This window comes from Phycisphaera sp. (assembly GCA_025916675.1).
In the GTDB taxonomy this organism is placed as follows: domain Bacteria; phylum Planctomycetota; class Phycisphaerae; order Phycisphaerales; family UBA1924; genus JAHCJI01.
Window position 1 is genome coordinate 3,047,843 of sequence record CP098402.1, and the last position, 20,058, is coordinate 3,067,900.

The window sequence follows — 20,058 nt, forward strand, 5'->3', positions numbered from 1 at the left end:
TGTCAAAGAGCCTTGGTCCGTTCGGGGCATCCGCCCCTCGAGACCGGTCCCCTCTGAGCGGCTTGTGGGCCGTCCAGAGCGGTAGAGATGATAACAGCCCCCGGGCTGTCGTCAATCTAGGGCATCAAAAAAACCGGCCAGAATCTGGCCGGTCGGGAGTGTGTCAGCTTGAGAGAATCGGGGTTCGACGGGCGTTAGCCACCACCACCGCCACCGCCACCGCCCTTACCACCACCACTGGGGCCAGTGGGGCTCGTGGGCCGCCGGCCTTCTTCTGGATCTCGAACCGCAGGACGCTCCAAAGATTCGCGGGCTTGGCCCTGGTTGCGGCCCTCGTCGGCAGACCGGGACAGCATCTGGTACAGCACGCCCTGCCGATCTTCGGTTGCCACCCGACGCATCAGGCCGGCATCATCGAGCTGCGAGAAGTATGCCACGGCCCGACTCGTGCGGTCGCCGAGCCCCTCGGCCTGCGTGGGCTCGGTGGTCACGTCCACCAGATACACACCCATAATGGCGGGCACCTTGTCGGGCACGGGCTCACCCTGGCCGGCATCGTCGCCCTGGCCGCCGTCTCCCAGACGCCCACCGGGCTCTGCACCGATCACACCGCCGGGGCGGCCGGCACCGGGGTCGGCATCGCCCTCGGGCCCCATCGCCAGCAGGGGTAGCCGCAGGTCGTCGGGCATGTCGGCCTGGGTCGACACGAGGTCGCCGGGCCGCAGGGTCAGGGTGCTCCGGCGGTAATAGCCGTAATAGAAGGTGTACACCTCGATGCTGGCGCTGGGCTCGCTGGGGCCGAGCGCCCCGCCGCGGCCGTCGCTGGCGCTGGTCAGGAAGAACGCCGTCTTCGGCGCCACGACCACCGGATCGCTCCACTCGGAGGGCTCGCTGAACACGATCGGCGAGGCCGCCAGCGGACGCTGGGCCTCGAGCAGCACGGGCTCGCGGCCGAACATCGGGTTGTTGATGACCAGGCGTGCGCGGTAGCGGTAGGCCTTGCCCGGCTCGGCCGTGACGTCGTGGGCCCACAGGCGAGCATCGCTGTCTTCCAGCAGGCGGGCGTCCTCGGTCGTGTCCTCGAAACCGGCCACCTCGATTGGGGCACCGGTCTCGGGGTCGTAGCCAAGCTCGACCATCTCGGCGTCGAACTCGGCGATCTGGGTTTCGAGCTGGGACTCCTGCTGACGCAGCCGCTGGGTCTGGCGGCCTTCGGGTTGATCTTCGGGATCACCCTGACGAGGACCGCGCGGGCCGCGTCCACCCTGGTCGCCTCCCCGGCCCCTCGAGGCCTCTTCGATCTGGTCCCGGATCCCTTCCAGGCGGCGCATCACCGATGCACGCTGGCGGTTCAGTTGGTTGGCCCGATCCTGCTTGTCGGCTCCGCCTTGGGCGGCCATCTCCTGCTTTAGGATGGTCGGCGGCTTCCATTGCGGGCCGGCGATCATCGGCAGCGGCAGCGGGCGGCGATAGTTGTACGCCTCCTCGAACGCGATGCGGGCGGCCGACGCGAGCTGGTCGCGGCCCAGGGCGTCCGCTTCCGCGTCCTCCTGCAGCCACTCGAACTCGGCCTTGAAGCCCGGCATGCTGTTGATGAGCGTGGAGCCGCCCCACGACCCATCGGCCTGGCGCTCCTGTCGCTCGAGCTGGAGGCCGAACGCCTCGATCGAGTTGACCCAGTTGAACGGGAGCGCGCGGATGTCACCGTCGCCAGCGGTTCGGTACAGGTCGTTGAGCTCGGCGCCGTCGTAGGTCACCTCAACGCTCACGGCCGCGATGTCGAACGGCTGGGACGGGCCGACGATGGCGGCCAATTCCTCGTTGCGAGTTCCCTCTTCGGACTCGGCCAGCAGGCTGGGGTCGAGCGTGCCGGCGGTCGACGCGACGACCGGGCGGCTCGGTGGCGGCGGTGTGACAACGGCGTACTCGGCGTCGTCGGCCTGCCCTTCCAGCAAGGCGTCGTCGATCTCGGCGGGCGCGCCCATCGCGATGATCTGTGGCCGCGGAGACACGCCACCCATCACGCGGGCTTCCACGCCGGCGAGCGCTTCGGTGCGGTCCTTCACCGGCGGCAGCGTCACGGTGGTCGCGCTCATCTGTCCGTCCAGTTCGCGTGCGCGGCGCTCGACAGGGTCGTACGCACGGGCTGGTGGCAGCTCTTGATTGCGCACCATCACCTGATTCGGATTGGTCGCGAACTGCATCACCACCACGCCGGCGGCAACAGCCACCATCAGGCCCAGCAACAGCTTCTCGATATGGGCCTCAAAAAAGCCAACACCCTTGAGTTTCATGGCATGCTCCTTTTCGACGGCCCTTAGCCGATCCCCGGGTCTTCACCAAAGCCCATGTCTTCCTCGGGCTCGGGATGCGGTTGCAACCCGAGTTCCTGGCGGATGATGTTGGGCATCAGCGGCGCCGTCCACGCACGCAGATAGATCAATTCCAGTTCGATGTCCAGACGCACGACGTGGTCCTTGCCGTAGTAATAGCCCTGCTCGAGATCGGCCCACACGTCGATAGGCTGGATGTCGAGATCGACCACCGTGATCAGGTTGTGCTCGGCCGCCGCATCGATGATCCGCGGGATGCGGGCCGAATCGGCCACGAGCGCCATCTTCACGCGGCGGATGTCATAGAGCTGGTTGAGCCAGTCGGCCTCGCGGCCCGAGGGCGAAGCAAAATACCGCGGCTGGTACACCTGCGATGCCGGGTCGGGCCCCATGTCGATCGCGTCGTCGTACTCGCCCCGGCCCGCGGTGCGGTTGAGCCTGAGGGGCTGGCCCTCGATCTCGAGCACGCGCTTGATGGGTGCGTCGACGATCGGCAGCAGGTCGCCGTCGCGCGTGTTCGCCTGGCCGAGGAAGCCGATGATGTCCTGCGCCAGCCAGTAATCGAGCTGCCACAGGAACGTCAGGCCGTGGTTGGGCGTGTTCGACAACGCCTGCCTCGGGAAGGCCGGCGCCACCCGGAAGGGCGAGCCCTCGGGGAATTCGTCGAGCGAGAGGTAGATCGAGTGCTCCTGCGCGGGCCGGGCGTACAGGCTCACACGCTGGGCGGTGAGCTCCTGGCTCATGATCTCGAGCTCTTCGGGATCCATCTCGGCGGCGCCGGTCTGGGCCTGGTCACGCTCGCGCAGGCGCGCGGCGGTGTCGTTGAGCTGGTCCAGCACGCTCTGGGGGTCGGGCGGCGTGGTCGCGTTGATGCTGGCCAGCAGCTTCCCGTAGGCCGACGTGCCGTCTTCGCCGGGGATCAACTGGTTCTGCATGCTCAGGCGGAGCAACTGCGCTTCGGAGTTGTCCTCGGGCTGCTTGGGGAAGAGTCCCTCGACCAGCACGCCGCGGTTCTTGCTGTTGAACGTGATGATGTCCTGGGTCGCCTCGGTCAGGCGGCCGTCCTGGATCTGCTGCTGCTCGCGGAAGAACTCGGTGAGCCTGGGATGCGGCATCACGCCGCTCTCTTGCACCGGCTCCATGCCCTCGACGGGCGCGGGCAGCTCGTATGTCACCTTCAGCCCGTCGAGGCGGGTGTACAGCCCATTGGCCGCGTTCTCCTGCCGTTCCTTCAGCTGGGTATTGAGCTTGTTGCTCATCACCCAGGCAACGGGCAGCGCAACGAGGATGACCACGATGCTCACGATCAGCGGCCAGCGCTTCTTGATGAATGCCATCATGTTCTTCATTGGTTGCCACCTTCCTGCTCGTCGACCAGCTCGACCACCCAGGTCATCTGGAAGAACGACCGCGTCTGGCCCGCCGGGATGTTCCGATCGGGCCGCGGGATCGGGTACGTGTTGATGAGATCCGACAACCCGCCGGGAAGCGTGCGCATACCAGTGTCTCGCGGCATGCCGGTGGGCAAGGGGGCATCATCGGGTGATTCACCCGTGGTGGTGACGCCCGGCTGCGCGGCACCAGGACGGCTGCGCGTGCGGCTCGGCCCCCTTGGGTTGCCCCCGCGGTCTGGGCGTTCGGCCCCGCGACCGGGCGGGGGCGCCACGGCGCCGCCCTCGGGTTCCCCGTCAGCGGCGGCCGTCGAGCCGAACTGCTGGGTCACGCCCCAATCCACGGTGTCGGGCAGCAGCTTGTACGGCACGCCCGAGCGTTCCTGGTTGCTGCGCAGCCACTTGTCCAACGAGTTCACGATGAACTCGTTGGCGTTGGGTTGGTCGGTCCAGCCCACGAGCTTGATCGTGATCTGCGGCTTCTCGGGTCGATCTTCGTTACCGCTCGACCTGCCTTCGGCGTAGGGGTCGACGTTCGGGTCGGCCGGGCCGGCGTACTCGGTCGTGAACGTCTGCACGTGTACCGCGGGCGAATCGCCCGTGGCGCTCGCATCGCCCCCGGCCACCATGTCAGCGCGCTCGAGCATGAGGCCCAGGTCGTTCACGATGTTGGCGTACACGTCGCGATTCTCGGCCAGTTCGACCAGGTTCGAGAGCGTGCGATCAACGAGCTGCGAGCCCGTGACATCCGAGGCGTCGTTCTTCAGGGCCTCGCCACTGGTGAGCACCTGCTGGATGATCGGCGGTTGCGTCTCCGCGTCAACGGCGGCCTGGTCGAGGAACGGGCGGATAAACATCGCACCACCGGCCACCAGGCCCAGCGCTGCGGCAGCGGCGAACCACGGTGTCTTGCGGCGCCACACTGCCTCGCGCACCACGGCGGCCGGCATCAGGTTGGCCTCGAGGGTGGTGAACTCCAGCCCCTGGAGCGCCAGCCCGTACGCGGTCATCAACTGCCCCGCGTTCTCGCCCAGGGTTGCCTCATCAACGCCGTCAAACTTGGCACGCTTGAACTCTTCGACCGTGTAGACCGTCAGCTGCACCTGCTGCTGGAGCGCCTTGCGGATGCCCTGCAGCTCGAACGTGGCACCGACGCCGATCACGCGTTGCAGGTCCGAGTCGCTGTGCAGCGACTGGTAATAGCCGATCGAACGCTGGATCTCCTGGCCCAGATCGCTGAAGATCGGCCGCAGCGCCTGCAGCACGTGCCGGGCGCTCTTGCTCTTGTGCACCTCGCGCTTGATCTTCTCGGCCTTGGGATAGCTCACGCTGAACTTGTCGACGATCTCTTGCGTGAAGTTGTTTCCACCAAGCGGGAAGGTGCGCACCCACACGCGGCCGGCCTCGGCGATGATCAGATCGGTGGACGTCGTGCCCACGTCGACGATCACCGTGCCGGGCGTGCGCTCGTCGAACACCAGGTCGTACGCCAGCGCGTTGTACGCGGCGATCGGGCTGAGCGTCACGATGTCGGGCACGATGCCGAAGTCGTCGTAGAGTTGGAGCTGTTGGCGGATGCGCTCCTTGGTCGACGCGAAGATGCCCACCTCGACGTCGGGCGAGTCGGGCGAGCGGAAGGTCTGGAAGTCCCACTCCACCTCGTCGAGCGAGAAGGGGATCTGCTGCTCGGCCTCGAAACGCACGATCTTGGGGATCTGCTTGGGCTCGACCGGCGGCAGCTTAGCGAAGCGGGCGAACGCCGCGTGCCCCGGCACGCTGACGGCGATGCGCGCCTTGCTCAGGTCGTACTGATTGACAAAGGCGCCCAGCGCCAATCGGGTCGCGTCGTCCTGGTTGAGCTCGGGCGTGGACAGCACCCGCTTGTGGGGCATGTTCACGAACTCTGCAACCTGCACGCCCTCGCCGTCCAGCACCAGCTTGACGGCCTTGATGCCGCCCGCGCCTACCTCGATGCCCCAGCACGCGTTCGATGTCGCCATGGTTGAAGCCTTCCTTACTTAGATACAAGAACCGAGAGAACCGAGTCCCGGGCCACCACCGACCCAATCGAATGCCGGGCCGCTCCCGCGACCCAGAGGGGCCGATCGTACTCCACCAGCGGGCTCCAGAGGCCGATCGGCCTCGCCCGCGAGCCCCACACGACCCATCCATACGACCCCGAGCCCGGGCAGTTGCCCAAAGCCGCCGGGCCGTTACAGCCCGGTGACCAAACCGATCCGGCTCGGAGATTGCTTGGGGAAGGCCCCTATTCGCCCGCCGACTCGATCACGCCGGCCACCATCGACACGAGCATGTGCCCGTTCTGGTCGATCGCCCCCTGGTAGTGCAGCACGCGGGCCGTGCTGGGCGCGGCAATGCCCATACCCGCCACGATCGGCCCGGTCGAGGACCATCGCGTGGGGTTCTGCTGCCAAGCCATGGCGGCCACCATCTCCTCGGGCTTGCCCTGGGCCAGCAGCTCGAGCATATCGCGGTCGTGCTGGACCACCTTGCTGCGAGCCTGCTGGGACTCCTGCGAATCGCCCAGCAGTTGCACCTGGTCGCCGAACATCGGGCCGAAGTGGCTCAGGTCGAAGCTCGAAACGATCAGCGTGGTGCCGCCAAGATCCGTCAGGGCTTCACGGATGGCGTCCACGAACGGCTGGATGGCCACGCCGTTGCCGTCGTAGCTCTCGCCGTTATTGGCCGCCGCGTCGTGGACCAGGGCCGCGAACACCTTGGGGTAGTTCCCGGCGTCGTCCTTCCCAAAGACGTGCTGGATCCACGGCATCTGCAGCTCGATGCTGTGCTCGCGCTCGTGGTCGTAACGGTGCTCGAAGAGCTTGTCTCCCAAGGACTTGCGCAGACGGTCGGCCAGCTCGGTGTCCAGCGGGCACTCGCCGAAGGGGCTCTGGAAGCCCTTGTCGCAGCCCGCGATTCCCGACGAGCGGCCGTAGTGGTTGGGGCCCAGGATGATGACCCGGTCCGGGCGGTCGACCACGCGCATCCGGCCGTAAGCCTTGGCGAAGACCAGCCCGCCGCGGGCGTAGTCGATGGCCGGCACGACCACGCCGGGCGGCAGGGCGTCGAAGCTGGGGTTCTCGTCGTCCTTCAGGGCCTCGTCGATGAGCTGGTCGAGGTGCTCGCGGAGCGCCTCGGGGGCCTCCTCGGCCAGTTGCTCCTCGGTGGGCTCGTTGCCCTCGCCGTACTTCTTCTTGACCAGCGCCTCGGCGTAGTCGGCCGAGTTCGACGGCGGCAGCGAGTCGGTGCTGTCAAAGGTCCGGGTGAAGTCGTCCCACACCTCGTCGAACTTCGGACCGTGCAGCAGGGCCGCGTCATCGAGCTGGGCGACCAGCAGTTCCACGCTGCGGCGCTCCAAGCCCTGGCCGACCTGGTCGACGATCTCGTCGAGTGTCCGCGTGCCGTCCATCAGCGGCAGGATCTGCTGGGCCGCAGGCGAGGTGAAGACCACCTTGCGGCTGATCTGCCGGGCGTCGGCCACGCCCATCGCGGGCTTGCCCTCGATTTGAGAGGGAAATCCCTTTATTTGACGCAGCTTGGGCTTAGCCTGGTGCGGCGCATTGGGATCGAAAGCGGGCGGTGTCGGGGCGGCAGGATCGCTCATGCGCAATGTTACCGCCCAGCACGGGTCAAGCCGACCGGTTCTCGGGCTGTTGGGCCCGATTGGACACGATCGGCAACCAAGCTACCATCTAGGCCCCCGTTCTGGAGCCCCGTTGGGTTCGATCGATGCGGGGCTTTTCGTCTCAACCGCTGGGAAGTCTTGCCATGGCCAACACGATCGACAGCCTCGACACCGGTGCCAAAGTCACCTGCACCATCACCGCCGTGCCGCGCAGCCGCGCGGGCAAGGTCACCATCGGCCGCCTGATGAAGCAGGACCCCGAGATCCAACGCCACCTGCGCAAGGCCCAGGACCGCCGCCGCCAGAACATGAAGGTCTACGTCCGCGGCGGCCGCGACTGGTACGCCCGGGAGAAGTGCGGCAAGGGCGGACAGGTCCGCGAGGGCGAGACCTTCAACATGACCTACGTGCCCCACCTCGCCGCCGATATGAAGTCGGTCGAGAGCTACCTCAAGGTCGAACCCGCCAAGGGCTGATCTGCTCCGCTAAACTTTGCGCATGAAGAATGCTCCCCGAACCGGCCCGCTCCTCGCAGCGGGCCTTGTTGTTGTTAGCCTGGGCCTGTTCGCGTGTGGTGAGAGCGACCCAACGCCCGACGCGCGGTACACCACGCAAGGCCGCGTCTACTCGGTGGTCACCCCCGAGAGCCCGGCAAGCGAGTTCAAGATCCACCACGAGGCCATCCCGAACTTTGTGAATGGGCAGGGCGAGGTCGTGGGCATGAATAGCCACCCGATGTCGTTCCCTCGCGTCGCCGAAGGCATCGATGTTCAGCCGTTGGAAGTCGGCCAGCCGGTGCGGTTTACGTTCGATGTCACGTGGGGCGAGAGTTCCCCGACCTGGGTGATTACCGAACTCGAGCTGCTGCCCGATGACACGCGGTTCGCCTTTGAGATGCCCGAGGGCGATGAATCCGCCCCAACGCCCGATAGCTCTGGCGGCTGAAAACGGTCACGCACGCTGCAACCCCGGTGCTGCCAGGCGATAGAAAAACCCGGTGACGAACATCGAGTGCTCAATCACCGGGTCTCGTGGGGGTCTTGGTTGTGCCCGGGCTGTCCCGGACGCCAGGATATTCGCGTCGATTGAATGCCCTGTTGCAGGGTGAATCAAAAAAATGGCATGGCTATTCCAAGCCCTTATGCAGATTCTTGCCCGATACGGACGAACCCCCACCCCGATCGGGAACGCCTCAGCGCGCCGGCACCGGCAGTTCCAGCCGCTCGAGGACCATCTTGAGGTCCTCCCACATCTTGCGTCGGGTGTCGGGCGTGTAGTTGCGCAGCAGATAGGCGGGGTGGTAGGTCGGCAAGACGTCGAAGCTCTTGCCCGAGGGTGTGGCCATGGGCCACCATTGGCCACGCAGCTCGCGCATCGAGAGGGTCTGGCCCGTGAGCAGCTTGGCCGAGGGCAGGCCGAGCGACACGATGGCCTCGGGGTTGATGGCCTCAATCTGCCGCATCAGGTAGGGGGCGCTGGCCTCGGCCTCCTCGATGGTGGGCGTGGCGTTGTTGGGCGGGCGCACTTTCAACACGTTGGCGATGTACACGTCCTCGCGCTTCAGGCCCATGGCCAGGATCATCTGGTCGAGCTTCTGCCCGGCCCGGCCCACGAAGGGGCGGCCCAGCCGGTCCTCGTCGGCCCCGGGTGCCTCGCCGATGAACATGATCCGGGCGCAGGGGTCGCCCTCACCGAAGACGATGGTGCTGTGGGGCGTGCCCGTCTTGGCGTGCGGGGCGGCGGCGGTGTAATCCTCAAGGATCTCGTCAAGCAGTTGCTCGGCGACCTCTCGGGCGCTGCCGCTGGGTGCCTTTCGGGGCTTCTTCTCGACCTGGGCCTTGGGCTCTGGGCTTGCCTTGGGCATGGATGCCGGCTCCTGTGGTTGGGGCGCGGGCCTGGTTTGTGCAGGTTCGGAGGCCATCACTTCGGCCGCGAGGGGAGCGGGGGTGCCGAGCACGCCCCAGGCCACGCCAAGCTGGCCCCAGGCGCGGGCGTCCTGGGCGACGACACGCCCGATGGTTACCGGATCGGCCACGATTAGCGCCCCCGCCTGACGCGATTCGCCCAGGCCCCGAACTCGATCATGCCGCGGACGAGCTCACCCCTCGGTGGCATGCCGCGCCCGAAGGCTGTCTGCCAGCGCCATGCGTAGTACGGCCCGCGCAACCGGAAGCGGGCGACGATGGCCATGCGGGGCAGCTCGTACATCGCCAGGGGCAGGTCTCGCAGCAGGCCCAAGGCGGCCACCTAGTGCCCGCCGCTCGACGCGCCGGCCTCGATCTGGGCCCGGTGCCAGTGGATGGTCTCGGCCAGGCCCTCGCGCAGCGACGTGAACGGCTCGTACCCCAGAAGTCCCCGGGCCCGCTCGATGCTCGCCAGCGAGTGGCGGACCTCGCCCTGGCGGGCGGGCTGGTGCTGGGGCTTGATCGAGCTTGGGTCCACGTCGCTCTGCTGGCCCACGATCTCGGCCATCTGCTCGGCCAGACGATTGAGGCTGGTGGCGTGGCCCAGGCCCACGTTGGCGATGGCGTTGTCGGGCAGGGTGCTGGTGGCCCCGGCCAGCAGGTTCGCCTGCACGACGTTGGCGACAAAGGTGAAGTCCCGGGTCTGCTGGCCGTCCCCATAGATCACCGGCGGCTTGCCAGCCAGCATCCGCGAGGCAAAAGCAGGGATCACCGCGGCATACGCGGAATCGGCCCGCTGGCGGGGGCCGAAGACGTTGAAGTACCGAAGGGCGATGCTCTCGAGCCCGTAGCAGCGTGCCCAGGTGGCCAGCAGTTGCTCACCGGCCAGCTTGCTCGCGGCATAGGGCGAGAGCGGGCAGGGGGGCATGTCTTCCTGGCAGGGCTCGCCCGACGTGGCCCCGTTGTCGCCGTAAATCGAACTGGAGCTCGATTGCACGATCCTGCCGCCGCCAGCAGCACGGAGGGCCTCAAGCACCCTCAGTGTGCCAGTGGCGTTCACATCCCACGCCCGGCCGGGCTGCTCGATGGAGAGCGGCACCGAACCGACGGCGGCCAGATGGAAAACCACCGGGCCGCGATCGGACTGGTCGGCCTTCCGGCCGCCGTGATCCAGCACGAACGCGTCGGCCAGGGCGGCCTGGTCGAGGATGGATCCATGCACGAACGCCACCCGATCGGGCTCGAGCTCGACGAGGTCGGCCACGTAGGACGCGTTGGAGTTCGAGAGGTCGTCGATGACCCGAACGTGGGCGCCCAGCGATACCAGGGCATCGACCAGATGGCTGCCGATGAAACCGGCACCTCCAGTGACCACCACCCGCCTGTGCTCATAGGCGGGGCGGACGCTGGCAACAAGCTCTGAGGGGAACCGCAGCACGGCCGTATCCTACCGCCTCTTTGCCCGAGCGAAGCGGGATTTTTTGGGGTCACGCAACACGCTCACGATCGGACGGCCAACCTTCCGATACGCTTGATTGTGCCCCGCGAGATCGACATGACCCCACCCACCCGCGCAAGCGACCTGAAGGGCAAGGCCGTGGCCATGCTGGGCGTGGGCGGCAGCGGCATGAGCGCCCTGGCGCGGCTGCTGCACTCGATGGGGGCCATGGTGGCCGGCTACGACGCCACACAGACGCCAGTGACCGAACGGCTAGTCGCCGCCGGCCTGAGCATCTCGATCGGTGATGACCACGACGCCGCGAAGGCTGCCCACGTGATGGTGGCATCGGCGGCCATCCCCAAGGATCACCCCGCCCTCGTGGAGGCGGCCAGGCTTGGACTGCCCATCCTGAGCTACCCGCAAGCGCTCGGGCTGGTGATGCGCGGGCATACCGGGCTCGCCGTCGCGGGCACGCACGGCAAGAGCACGACGGTGGCCATGCTCGGGGTGGCGATGGTCGACGCGGGGCTCGACCCGACGGTCATCGCCGGCGCGGCTTCGCCCCAACTGGCACACGGGGCGCTCGCGGACCCCGGACCCTGGGTTGGCTCGAGGCTCGGGGCGGCGACCATCCCCAGCGGGCCACGCTTCGGCAGGGCCGGCTTGCTGGTAGCCGAAGCGTGCGAGTTCAACCGCTCGTTCCACAACCTGCACCCGACCATCGCGGGCATCAACAACGTCGAGGCCGATCACCTGGATATCTATGGCAGCCTCGACGCCGTGGTGGAGGCATTCGCCCGGTTCGCGCGGGCGTTGCCATCGGCGGAGGATGGCGGCGTGCTGGTCATCGGCCACGACGGCGCGCACCGGCGCGAGATTGCTGCAGGCCTGAACTGCAATGTGCAGACAATCGGCTTCAGCCCCGAGGCCGACTGGGCCATCCAGTACGACCAGCGCACGCACGACATGGTGGTGCGGCACCGCGACGGCACGATCGGGCGCTGGCGGCAACGCCTGCCCGGCGCGCACAATGCGGCGAACGCGGGGCTGGCCTTTGCGCTCGCGTGCGTGGCCGGTGGTGACCCAACCATCGTGGCACGTTCGCTCGGAGCATTCAGCGGGCTCGAGCGTCGCTGCCAGGTGCTGGGCGATCGGGCCCTCCAGGGCGGCACCGTGCGCGTGTACGACGATTACGGGCACCACCCGACGGAGGTCGACGCGACGCTGCGGGCGATCCGCCTGGCCGAGAGGCCCGAGGAGAGCGGCGGGCGGCTGGTTGTCGTGTTCCAGCCCCACCAGCACTCTCGCACAAGGTTCCTGCTCGACGAGTTCGCCACGGCCTTCACCAGCGCCGACATGGTCATCGTTCCCGAGATCTACTTCGTGCGCGATAGCGAGGCCGAGAGGCAGCGCGTCAGCGCCGACGACCTGGTGCAACGGCTGCGTGATCGGGGCGTGCAGGCGAACCACCGGCACCCGTTTGCCGCCATCGTCGAGCAATTGGAGCGGGACTGCCGGCCGGGAGACGTTGTCGTGGTCATGGGTGCCGGCCCGGTGTGGCAGATCGCGCGGCAGTTCATCGATGGCGCACGGGCGGTGGCGCATGCCTGAGGTGATCAAGCTCGAAATCGAAGAGGACGCCGCCATCGACACGTGGTTCGGCATCGGCGGCCGGGCAGACCGCCTCGCCCGACCCGAGAATATCGACGAGCTGCGGCAGTGCCTGCGCATCGACCCCGATTTGAGAATCATGGGCGATGGCGCAAACTTGCTCGTGGCCGACGGTGGAGTGCGCGAGCTTGTGGTGAGCCTGGAGCGGTTCAACGACGTCGAGATTGCCGAGGATGGCCTCGTGCGCGCGCAGGCGGGCGTGGACCTGCCTCGCCTCGTCTTAGACAGCGTGCGCGCCGGGCTCGATGGCTTGCACACGCTGGCCGGCGTGCCCGCGACGGTGGGTGGCGCAGTGGCGATGAACGCCGGGGGCAAGTACGGCAACACGTTCGACCATCTCGCGGAAGTCACGACGCTCGACCGCGAGGGCGAGCTGCGCACCGAGCCAGCGTCGAACTTCAACGCCGGCTATCGCAACGGCGGGCTGGATGGTCGCATCGTGGTCGAAGCTGTGTTCCAACTGATCCCCGGCGATGCGACCGACATCCGCGAGCGGTTCAAGGCCATCATGGCCGAGAAGAAGCACAGCCAGCCGATGGGCGAGCGGTGCGCGGGGTGCGTGTTCAAGAATCCCGTTCTTACGCAAGCAATGGACGGCATCGGCGAGGCGGGTGATCGGGTTGGCGCAGGATTGCTCATCGACCGCGCCGGGTGCAAGGGCCTTGCCGCCGGCGGCGCGAGCGTGAGCGAGCGGCACGCGAACTTCATGGTCGTCGACAAGGACCGCGCGACGGCTACAGACGTGATCGAACTCATCGGTCGCGTGCAACACGCCGTGAGTGGGCGGTTCGGAGTTGATCTTGAGACCGAGGTGGTCATCTGGGGGCAGCCATGAGCGAGAAGCGGGTGCTGGTGCTCGGCGGCGGGCCCGACGCCGAGCACGAGGTCAGCCTGAATAGCAGCGCCGCCGTGACGGAGGCACTCAATCAGAGTGGTCGCTACGTCGCGCGCCGGGAAGTCATCGGAGCGCTCACGCTCGAAGGCTTGCGCGCGATGCCGGGGGATGTCGTGTTCCCCGTGCTCCACGGGCCGTGGGGCGAGGGCGGGCCCATGCAGCGGCTGCTCGAAGCCGACGGCCGGCCGTTCGCGGGCTGCGGTTCGATCGCGGCACGGGCGGCGATCGACAAGCTGTTGACCAAGCAGGTGTGCCTGTCGCTCGGCATCGCAACCGGACCATCGGCGATCTTGCATCCGCTCGACGACGTGCCGCCCATCGCGTTGCCGCTGGTGCTCAAGCCCGTGCACGAAGGTTCGAGCGTGGGGCTGGCCATCTGCACGACGTTGGAGCAGTGGCTTGCCGCGCTGCACGTCGCCCGCTCGGCGCTGGCGGGCGGACAATCGGCGGCGTTCATGGTCGAGCCGCTCACCAAGGGCCGCGAGCTGACCGTGGGCATCGTGGCGGGCGAGGCGATGCCGATCGTCGAGATCACCCCCGCCGACGGCGTGTACGACTACGCCGCCAAGTACACCCGAGACGACACGCGGTACGTCGTCGACCCGCCGCTGCCCGAGGGCGTGGGCCACGCCATGCAACGCGACGCCCTGCGACTGGCCGGGGCCCTGGGCTGCGCGATGCTGGCGCGCGTCGACTTCATGCTGGGCGAGCACGGGGGCCCGCAACTGCTCGAGGCCAACACCATGCCGGGGTTCACCAGCCACTCGCTGCTGCCGATGGCCGCAGGCCGTGCGGGGCTGGCGATGCCCGAACTGTGCGCCGCCCTGGTCGACGACGCCATCGCCCGCCACGGCGCGCACCAGCCGGCCCCGGCCGCCGTACGCTCCTGAGAACCATGCCACGAAAAGCCGCACCAAAGAAGACCGCTCGCAAGGACAAGGCCAAGCCCAAGGCCCGCTCCGAGCCCCTCCTGCCCGAGGGCTCGACGCGCAAGCTCGTGCTGGCGGGCATCGGGCTGGTGCTGGCCGCGGGTGTGGTGATCGGCGCGGGCGTGGGCATCCCCGCGCTGGGCCGCAACGCCGCGAGCCGCATCAGCAATGAGTCTCGCACCGTGCAGGTGTGGCTCACCCCACCCGGTTGGAAGATGCCTCAGGACATCTTCGACGGCGTGATGGATCGCGCCGTGAATGCGTACGCGCAGACCAGCCGCGAGTTGGGTTCGGGCGAGGCGTTGAGCCCCGAGCCGTTGCGAGCCGTGCAGCAGGCGATACTGGCGTCGGGCTGGGCGGCCGACACGCCCCGCGTCTCCCGCCGGCGGCCCACGAACGTCGAGGGCGACGATGCCACCGCGAAACGCAACGACGTGGTCATCGAGATGGCCTGGCGCCGGCCGGTGGCCGTCGTGCGATCCAGCGCGTTCCAATACGGCGCGCGCCAGGGCCTGCGCGATACCGCAATCGATGCCACCGCCGACGTGCTGCCCATGAGTGGGCCGCCCGAGGGCTTCCCGGGCCTCAAGGTCATCCTGAACCCTTCGCGCCTGCCCAAGCCGATCGACGGCACCGACACCAATCCGAGTTGGCCCGGCCAGGATGTCCGCGACGCGATCGCGCTGCTGCGGCTCCTCGCCTCCGAGAACTTCGCCCCGCAGATCGTCGGCATCGACCTTGCCGAGCACGCCGAGCAGCGTCGGCTGCTGATCGTCACGACCACCGGCGGTCGCGTGGTGTGGGGCATGCCCCCCGGCGGCGAGGGCGTGTACAGCGGCGAGGTGCCCGACGAGAGCAAGCTGGCCAATCTGCGCGAGCTCGTCAAGGCGACCGGCCAGCTCGACGGCGGGCAGCAGCGCGTCGAGATCCACTGGCCGGGCACCGTGCTCATCGGCGACGACATCGGAACGGGAGGCCGCGGGGGCCAGCCGTGAGCACCGAAGCCACCGAAGCGAACAATCTGCGCGACACCAGGCCCGACAAGCCCAAGAAACCCAAGAAGCCCAAGAAACCAGACCGCTGGGCCCACCGCCGCGCCGAGCCGCGCACGCTCGCGTTCTTGTGGGCCATGTACATTTTGGCCGCCGGCCTGCTGACCATCGGCGTGCTGCTGTTCCGCGGGCCTTGGGCGCTGCTCGACAAGGACGTGTACCAATACGCCGCGCGCACGATGCTGCTGTGCGTGGCGATCGGGCTCGCGGCGCTGTGGCCCATGGCGCGCCTCAGCCAGAGCGTGCCGCTCCGCGAGCGGGCGTCGGGGGCGATCTTCAAGGACATGCTGGTTCTGCTGCCGCCCACGCAGGCCGTCGTGTGGGCCCAGGCGGCGGCGCGGGCGGGCTGGGCCATCGACCTCATCGCCGCGATGGCCCTGAGCCTGGTGGCCTGGCCCATGCTCGCCGGCGCGGTGATGGCGCTGGTGCTCAGGCCGGGGGCAGATCAAACCACCAGCGATACGTTCGACGCGGGCACGCCATTCGTGGGTGCCCGGGGCCCGAGCGGGATCGTGCGGACGCTGGCGATGCTGGGCTTCGTGGCCGCCGCTCTGCTGCCGCTGGTCGCCCTGCGGGTCGGCCCGGCTTGGGCCACCATGCTGAGCCCGGTCTCGGCCATGATCGACCTGGCCCACCCGCGCGAGATTGGCCCTGGGGCGAGTTCGGTGGACGGTGGGCGTTGGATCGTGCTGCTCACCCAATCGGGCGTGGCGATGCTCGCGTGGCTCTTGCTTGCCGCGTTCGACCGCCGCCCAAAGATTGTCCAAACACCCGCCGAGACCGAGGGTGGCCCGGACGCACATACGCCCATAGCATCGGCGACCACCCCGCGAGGCCGAGGCCCAGTGCCCGGCGCACGCGGGGATCGTCTTTCGGGCACGCCGTTCGTGCCCGACGCGAGACGCTCGCAGGAAGCGCGCACACAGGAAGGGCGCCCGATGGACTACATGACCGCCGAGGAAAAGGCGAAGATCAAGGCCCGGCTGGACGAGCTGGTCGCCAACCGCCCCAGGATCACCGAGCGCATCGCCGAGGCCCGCGCGCTGGGCGACCTCAAAGAGAACGCCGAGTACCACAGCGCCCGCGAGCTCCAGGGCATGGAAGAGGCCGAGATCCGCCGCCTCGAGGACCGCCTGGAGAACGCCAAGGTCGTCGACGACGCCCTGGCCAAGGACGCCCAGGTCGCGTTCCTCGGGTCGATGGTCAAGATCCGCGAAGTGAGAGAGAACGGGCCCAAGGGTGCGGACGAGATGGTCAAGCTGGTGGGCGAGTTCTCGGACGATCCGCCCGACGATTACGACGAGGTGACCGCCAACAGCCCCATGGGTAGCGCCCTGATGAAGTCCCGCGTGGGCGAGGTCGTCCGCGTGGACGCCCCGCGTGGCGTGAAGCGGTTCGAGATCGTTGAGATCAGCTAAGCCGCTCGCGACACTTCCAGCACTGAAAGCCGCCGCGATGGGAGCCCAATACTGGGTATCCCAGTTGGGTTCGCACTCGCATCGTGGAGGTACCCAGATGATCACCAATCGCCGTTCCGCGGCTCTGATTGCCGCTCTGGCCCTGTCGTCGACCTTGCTGTCAGGTTGTTTCTACGGCTCTCCGCGCGCGACCGTGCCGGCCTCAATGACCTCGGCCGTGCCCGCGGCGACCACTGTGGGCATCGATGTCTCCACGAACAACGGCAAGGTGGTCATCAGCCAGGATGCCAGCGCGGGCGGGGCAACGGTGTCGGCTGAGGCCAAGTTGGTCAGCGAGGATCGCGCCCAACGGTTTACGATCAATGCCACGTTGACCGACGATGGCGTTCTCGTCGTGCGCCCGGTGTGGCCCGATGGCGAGCGGCATAACAACGAAAAGTGCAGCTTCGAGATCACCGCGCCGGGCCTCAGCACGGTCACCGCGCGAACAAGCAACGGATCCGTACGGCTAGCCGGCGGCGAGGGCAAGGCGTACGTCCAGACCAGCAACGGATCGATCACGATCACCCAGCGCGAGGGTGACACCGTCGCACGCACAAGCAACGGCAGCATCAAGGTAACCGATAGCGCCGGCACACTCGACCTGGCATCGTCCAACGGGGCCATCACCATCCGCGGCACCTCGCCCGGCACGGCCGGCGCACCCTACCACTGGCGCGCCTCGACCAGCAATGGCAGCATCCAGCTCGACCTGACCGAACCGGTCACGTGCCGCATCCGCGCCTCGACCTCGAACGGCAAGGCGACCGTGTCCCAGCGCAGCGCCTCGGGCGAATCTCGCCGCCTCGTCTCGGCCACGAGCGTCGACCACGACCTGGGCGATGGTGAGGGCGAGATCGTGCTGTCGACGAGCAACGGGTCGATCGTGGTGGTGACGCCGTAAGGCGTTGAGGGCACCAGGAACCCGTGGCACAAACGAAAACGGCGATCGGGTGAATCCCACCCGATCGCCGTGATTCTTTCAATTCGCCAGGGCTCGATCAGTCGCAGCCCGCGTCGAATTCGTTCTGGAAGGCCAGGAAGTCGAACAGGGTCAGCGAGCCATCGCCGTCGAAGTCGGCCAGCAGGTCGCCCGAGCTGAAGAGGTTCTGGAAGGCCAGGAAGTCGAAGATGTTGAGCGAGCCATCGCCGTCGATGTCGGCCCGGCAGGAATCACAGGTCATGCGAACGATCTCGAACGCATCGATGGCCGCCTCGGTCACCGAGTCGTTGGGCTGATCGGCGGCGATGAACCGCATGCGGAACTGGTCAGTGATCGTGACGAAGTCGGCCACGCGGTACGTGCGGAGGCTCCACGCTGGGCCCTGGCCGGGGACCGACTCGATGGGCACCCAGGAGCTGCCGCCGTTGGACGACATCTCGATCTCGAGATTCTCGTCGCCGTCGTCGTTGGTGTACCACAGGGCGAAGCGGACGCGGGCCTCGTCGCCAACGGCGGTGAGGTCGTACACCGGGCTGCTCAGGCGCGTGGGGCCGCCGTCGAGATCGACGTCGAGCCCGAGTCCGGTGGTATAGAGCGAATCGGTGCCATCGAAGTCGTCGGCCGGGTCGCCGCGATCGCCGGTGCCACGCGGGGCACCACGCTCCCAGCCGCCCTCTTCGATGTCCGAGTCGGCAACGGTCCAGCCGGTGTCGGTCTGGAAGCTATCGCTGACGATCTGCTCGATGTCGGTGACGACGAACGCCTCGTAGTTGATGAACGGGGCCGAGAGCGGCGTACGGAAGAACTGCCCGTCGCTAGTCTGCGCCTCGAACCAATACTCGACGTTCTCGAAGCACGGCATGTTGGGCATGGCGCCCTCGTACAGGCTGCCGCCGATGGACGCCAGCGGGGCCGACAGCACATCGCCGCTCTCGAGGCGCACCTTGACGTCGACGCTGTCGACGGCGCCGGCCAGTTCGTTGACCTCGAGCTGGATGGTCTGGCCGTGTGGCGCAACCTCTGTCGGTGCGCCGCCGGGCACGGTCAGTTCGAGCTTGCCCGCGCCGTCGGCGGTCACGTCGACGATGAACAACCCACGCTCGATATCGCTGATGAGCACGATGCCGCTATCGAAGTAGGGGTACGTGCTCCACGCGCCGTTGAACGAGGCCCGGTCGCTGCCGGGGAACGTATCAAACCACGCGACCTCGGTGGGGTTGAGCGGGTCGTCCGACAGGTCCCAGACACGCAGGCCGCTGCGGTAGTTGGCCTGGTAGAGCGTGTCGCCCTTGACATAGTTGTTGTGGTCGATCGCGGCCAAACCCGTGGTGAACGTCGACGCGAGCGTGGGGTTGGTGATATCCGAAACATCGAACACGCGCGTGGTGGTCACCGAGACGGTGTCGCCCTCGTCGAGCTCGTCATTCATGTAGAGCAATTGCTTGTCTTCGCTCAGCCACGCCTGGTGCGTATAGCGTGCCTGGGCGTAGTCGGTACGACCGACCAGGAACATGTTGCCCTTGTCGGTCACGTCGACGATCTCGAGCCCGTCGCCGCCGTTCAGGCAGAACGCGATCTCGCGGCCCGCGTACGGGCCCGAGGTATACGAGACGACCTGGGCGTCGTGCACGTAGTGGGTCGTCCACTCGCCCACGATGATCGGGTTGGTCGGGTCGTCCAGGCTCACGGCGATCAGGCCGCCGTTGGCGATGTTCGCACCGCACAGGTAGATGTAGCCCGAATCGGGATTCGAGATGATGTTGTGCGTGCTGCTGTGGCCCAGCTGGGTCTTGTTCTGGATCAGGGCGACGCGGCCGTCGTCGATCTCGCCCATGTCCATGACCTGGATGCCCGAGCCGCCCTCGCTCACGCCGTAGGCGTACTGCCCGATGACCTTGACGTCGTGCCAGCCGCTGCTGGGGCCCTCGACCCAGTCGATGATGACCGGGTTGGTCGGGTCGGTGACCTCAACGAAGCCGTAGCCGCGTCGTAGGCCCATGATGGCGTACTCGCGGCCGCTGGGGCTGGTGTACCCCCAGCAATCGTTGCCCTCGCTGTGGCCCCCCGGGAACGCGCTGAGGGGGATCCACGAGAGCAGCGTGACGTTGTGGCTCTCGAACATGTCGGTGGGCGGGGCGTCTCCGCCCGGGCCGCCGTCTTGCAATTGCGCCTGGCCCGCCAACGTCCACATGGGCGCGGAGACGGCCGGCAGAGCGTCCCGCAGGACACGCCAGTTCTGGTGTGCACCGGCCGAGATGGCCAGCGTAAGGGCTCCGGTGCCCGCGAGGCCGAACGCGGCCAATCGCAAATTCCGAGCAGAAACCAAACGGTTTTGGCAGTTCGCCGTCATTTTCTTCATGCTTTGATGCTCCCTGGCAGAGCATACGTCAATCCGC

General features: G+C 67.6%; 16 protein-coding genes and 1 pseudogene. 9 read left to right on the forward strand and 8 right to left on the reverse strand.

Annotated features, from left to right (window positions below; all coding sequences use genetic code 11):
- Positions 1-194 precede the first annotated feature (194 nt).
- From NCW75_12965 to amrB, 4 genes are all read right to left on the reverse strand, one after another.
- Positions 195-2,294: a hypothetical protein gene (locus tag NCW75_12965; GenBank protein ID UYV12197.1), complete on the reverse strand. Its 2,100-nt coding sequence runs from the start codon at positions 2,292-2,294 to the stop codon at positions 195-197.
- Between the two features lie 23 nt (positions 2,295-2,317).
- Positions 2,318-3,682 (reverse strand): hypothetical protein, encoded by a 1,365-nt coding sequence (locus NCW75_12970; protein UYV12198.1) that lies wholly within the window; start codon positions 3,680-3,682, stop codon positions 2,318-2,320.
- Positions 3,679-5,724, reverse strand: a complete 2,046-nt coding sequence (pilM, locus tag NCW75_12975) for a type IV pilus assembly protein PilM (protein ID UYV12199.1) — start codon at positions 5,722-5,724, stop codon at positions 3,679-3,681. The genes NCW75_12970 and pilM overlap by 4 nt, the downstream gene beginning before the upstream one ends.
- 266 nt (positions 5,725-5,990) lie before the next feature.
- The gene (gene amrB, locus NCW75_12980) at positions 5,991-7,349 is read right to left on the reverse strand and encodes an AmmeMemoRadiSam system protein B (protein ID UYV12200.1); all 1,359 of its coding nucleotides are present in this window, start codon (positions 7,347-7,349) and stop codon (positions 5,991-5,993) included.
- Positions 7,350-7,513: 164 nt separating this feature from the next.
- On the opposite strand from amrB, the gene NCW75_12985 reads away from it, so the two are divergent.
- Positions 7,514-7,846, forward strand: a complete 333-nt coding sequence (locus tag NCW75_12985; protein ID UYV12201.1) for a hypothetical protein — start codon at positions 7,514-7,516, stop codon at positions 7,844-7,846.
- Between the two features lie 22 nt (positions 7,847-7,868).
- On the forward strand, positions 7,869-8,315 hold the full coding sequence (locus tag NCW75_12990) for a hypothetical protein (protein ID UYV12202.1): 447 nt from the start codon (positions 7,869-7,871) through the stop codon (positions 8,313-8,315).
- Positions 8,316-8,562: 247 nt separating this feature from the next.
- On the opposite strand, the gene NCW75_12995 is transcribed toward NCW75_12990, so the two are convergent.
- From NCW75_12995 to NCW75_13005, 3 genes are read right to left on the reverse strand one after another with little or no spacing between them, the layout of a single operon-like run.
- A complete protein-coding gene (locus tag NCW75_12995; GenBank protein UYV12203.1) occupies positions 8,563-9,405 on the reverse strand; it encodes a hypothetical protein in 843 nt (280 codons plus the stop codon).
- A 2-nt stretch (positions 9,406-9,407) separates the two neighbouring features.
- Positions 9,408-9,617 (reverse strand): hypothetical protein, encoded by a 210-nt coding sequence (locus tag NCW75_13000; protein ID UYV12204.1) that lies wholly within the window; start codon positions 9,615-9,617, stop codon positions 9,408-9,410.
- Positions 9,618-10,712: a GDP-mannose 4,6-dehydratase gene (locus tag NCW75_13005; protein ID UYV12205.1), complete on the reverse strand. Its 1,095-nt coding sequence runs from the start codon at positions 10,710-10,712 to the stop codon at positions 9,618-9,620.
- 99 nt (positions 10,713-10,811) lie between these two features.
- On the opposite strand from NCW75_13005, the gene NCW75_13010 reads away from it, so the two are divergent.
- The 7 genes and pseudogenes from NCW75_13010 to NCW75_13040 all read left to right on the forward strand — a co-directional run bounded on the left by NCW75_13010 (position 10,812) and on the right by NCW75_13040 (position 17,623).
- Positions 10,812-12,326 carry a UDP-N-acetylmuramate--L-alanine ligase gene (locus tag NCW75_13010; GenBank protein ID UYV12206.1) on the forward strand — a complete coding sequence of 505 codons (1,515 nt, stop codon included), beginning with the start codon at positions 10,812-10,814 and terminating at the stop codon, positions 12,324-12,326.
- Positions 12,319-13,221, forward strand: a complete 903-nt coding sequence (gene murB / locus NCW75_13015; protein UYV12207.1) for a UDP-N-acetylmuramate dehydrogenase — start codon at positions 12,319-12,321, stop codon at positions 13,219-13,221. The genes NCW75_13010 and murB overlap by 8 nt, the downstream gene beginning before the upstream one ends.
- Positions 13,218-14,171, forward strand: a complete 954-nt coding sequence (locus NCW75_13020; GenBank protein ID UYV12208.1) for a D-alanine--D-alanine ligase — start codon at positions 13,218-13,220, stop codon at positions 14,169-14,171. The genes murB and NCW75_13020 overlap by 4 nt, the downstream gene beginning before the upstream one ends.
- Positions 14,172-14,176: 5 nt before the next feature.
- Entirely contained in the window at positions 14,177-15,205 is a 1,029-nt protein-coding gene (locus NCW75_13025; GenBank protein UYV12209.1) for a hypothetical protein, read from the forward strand.
- 1,004 nt (positions 15,206-16,209) lie between these two features.
- Positions 16,210-16,413: pseudogene (locus NCW75_13030) on the forward strand (transcription elongation factor GreA).
- Between the two features lie 48 nt (positions 16,414-16,461).
- Positions 16,462-16,680 carry a GreA/GreB family elongation factor gene (locus tag NCW75_13035; protein ID UYV14198.1) on the forward strand — a complete coding sequence of 73 codons (219 nt, stop codon included), beginning with the start codon at positions 16,462-16,464 and terminating at the stop codon, positions 16,678-16,680.
- A 97-nt stretch (positions 16,681-16,777) separates the two neighbouring features.
- Positions 16,778-17,623, forward strand: coding sequence for a DUF4097 family beta strand repeat-containing protein (locus NCW75_13040; GenBank protein ID UYV12210.1), 846 nt, complete (start codon positions 16,778-16,780; stop codon positions 17,621-17,623).
- Between the two features lie 97 nt (positions 17,624-17,720).
- Here NCW75_13040 and NCW75_13045 read toward each other — a convergent pair whose 3' ends face one another.
- Complete coding sequence (locus NCW75_13045; GenBank protein ID UYV12211.1) at positions 17,721-20,021, reverse strand: choice-of-anchor B family protein; 2,301 nt, start codon at positions 20,019-20,021, stop codon at positions 17,721-17,723.
- Positions 20,022-20,058: the final 37 nt, after the last annotated feature.

What these genes read in the sequence shown, in the direction of transcription:
- NCW75_13040 (UYV12210.1), top strand. Translation starts at nt 16,778, where the DNA reads ATGATCACCAATCGCCGTTCCGCGGCTCTGATTGCCGCTCTGGCCCTG.
- NCW75_13025 (UYV12209.1), top strand. Translation starts at nt 14,177, where the DNA reads ATGCCACGAAAAGCCGCACCAAAGAAGACCGCTCGCAAGGACAAGGCC.
- pilM (UYV12199.1), bottom strand. Translation starts at nt 5,724, where the DNA reads ATGGCGACATCGAACGCGTGCTGGGGCATCGAGGTAGGCGCGGGCGGC.
- NCW75_12965 (UYV12197.1), bottom strand. Translation starts at nt 2,294, where the DNA reads ATGAAACTCAAGGGTGTTGGCTTTTTTGAGGCCCATATCGAGAAGCTG.
- NCW75_13020 (UYV12208.1), top strand. Translation starts at nt 13,218, where the DNA reads ATGAGCGAGAAGCGGGTGCTGGTGCTCGGCGGCGGGCCCGACGCCGAG.
- NCW75_13035 (UYV14198.1), top strand. Translation starts at nt 16,462, where the DNA reads ATGGTCAAGATCCGCGAAGTGAGAGAGAACGGGCCCAAGGGTGCGGAC.
- NCW75_13045 (UYV12211.1), bottom strand. Translation starts at nt 20,021, where the DNA reads ATGAAGAAAATGACGGCGAACTGCCAAAACCGTTTGGTTTCTGCTCGG.
- murB (UYV12207.1), top strand. Translation starts at nt 12,319, where the DNA reads ATGCCTGAGGTGATCAAGCTCGAAATCGAAGAGGACGCCGCCATCGAC.
- NCW75_12970 (UYV12198.1), bottom strand. Translation starts at nt 3,682, where the DNA reads ATGAAGAACATGATGGCATTCATCAAGAAGCGCTGGCCGCTGATCGTG.
- amrB (UYV12200.1), bottom strand. Translation starts at nt 7,349, where the DNA reads ATGAGCGATCCTGCCGCCCCGACACCGCCCGCTTTCGATCCCAATGCG.
- NCW75_12990 (UYV12202.1), top strand. Translation starts at nt 7,869, where the DNA reads ATGAAGAATGCTCCCCGAACCGGCCCGCTCCTCGCAGCGGGCCTTGTT.
- NCW75_12985 (UYV12201.1), top strand. Translation starts at nt 7,514, where the DNA reads ATGGCCAACACGATCGACAGCCTCGACACCGGTGCCAAAGTCACCTGC.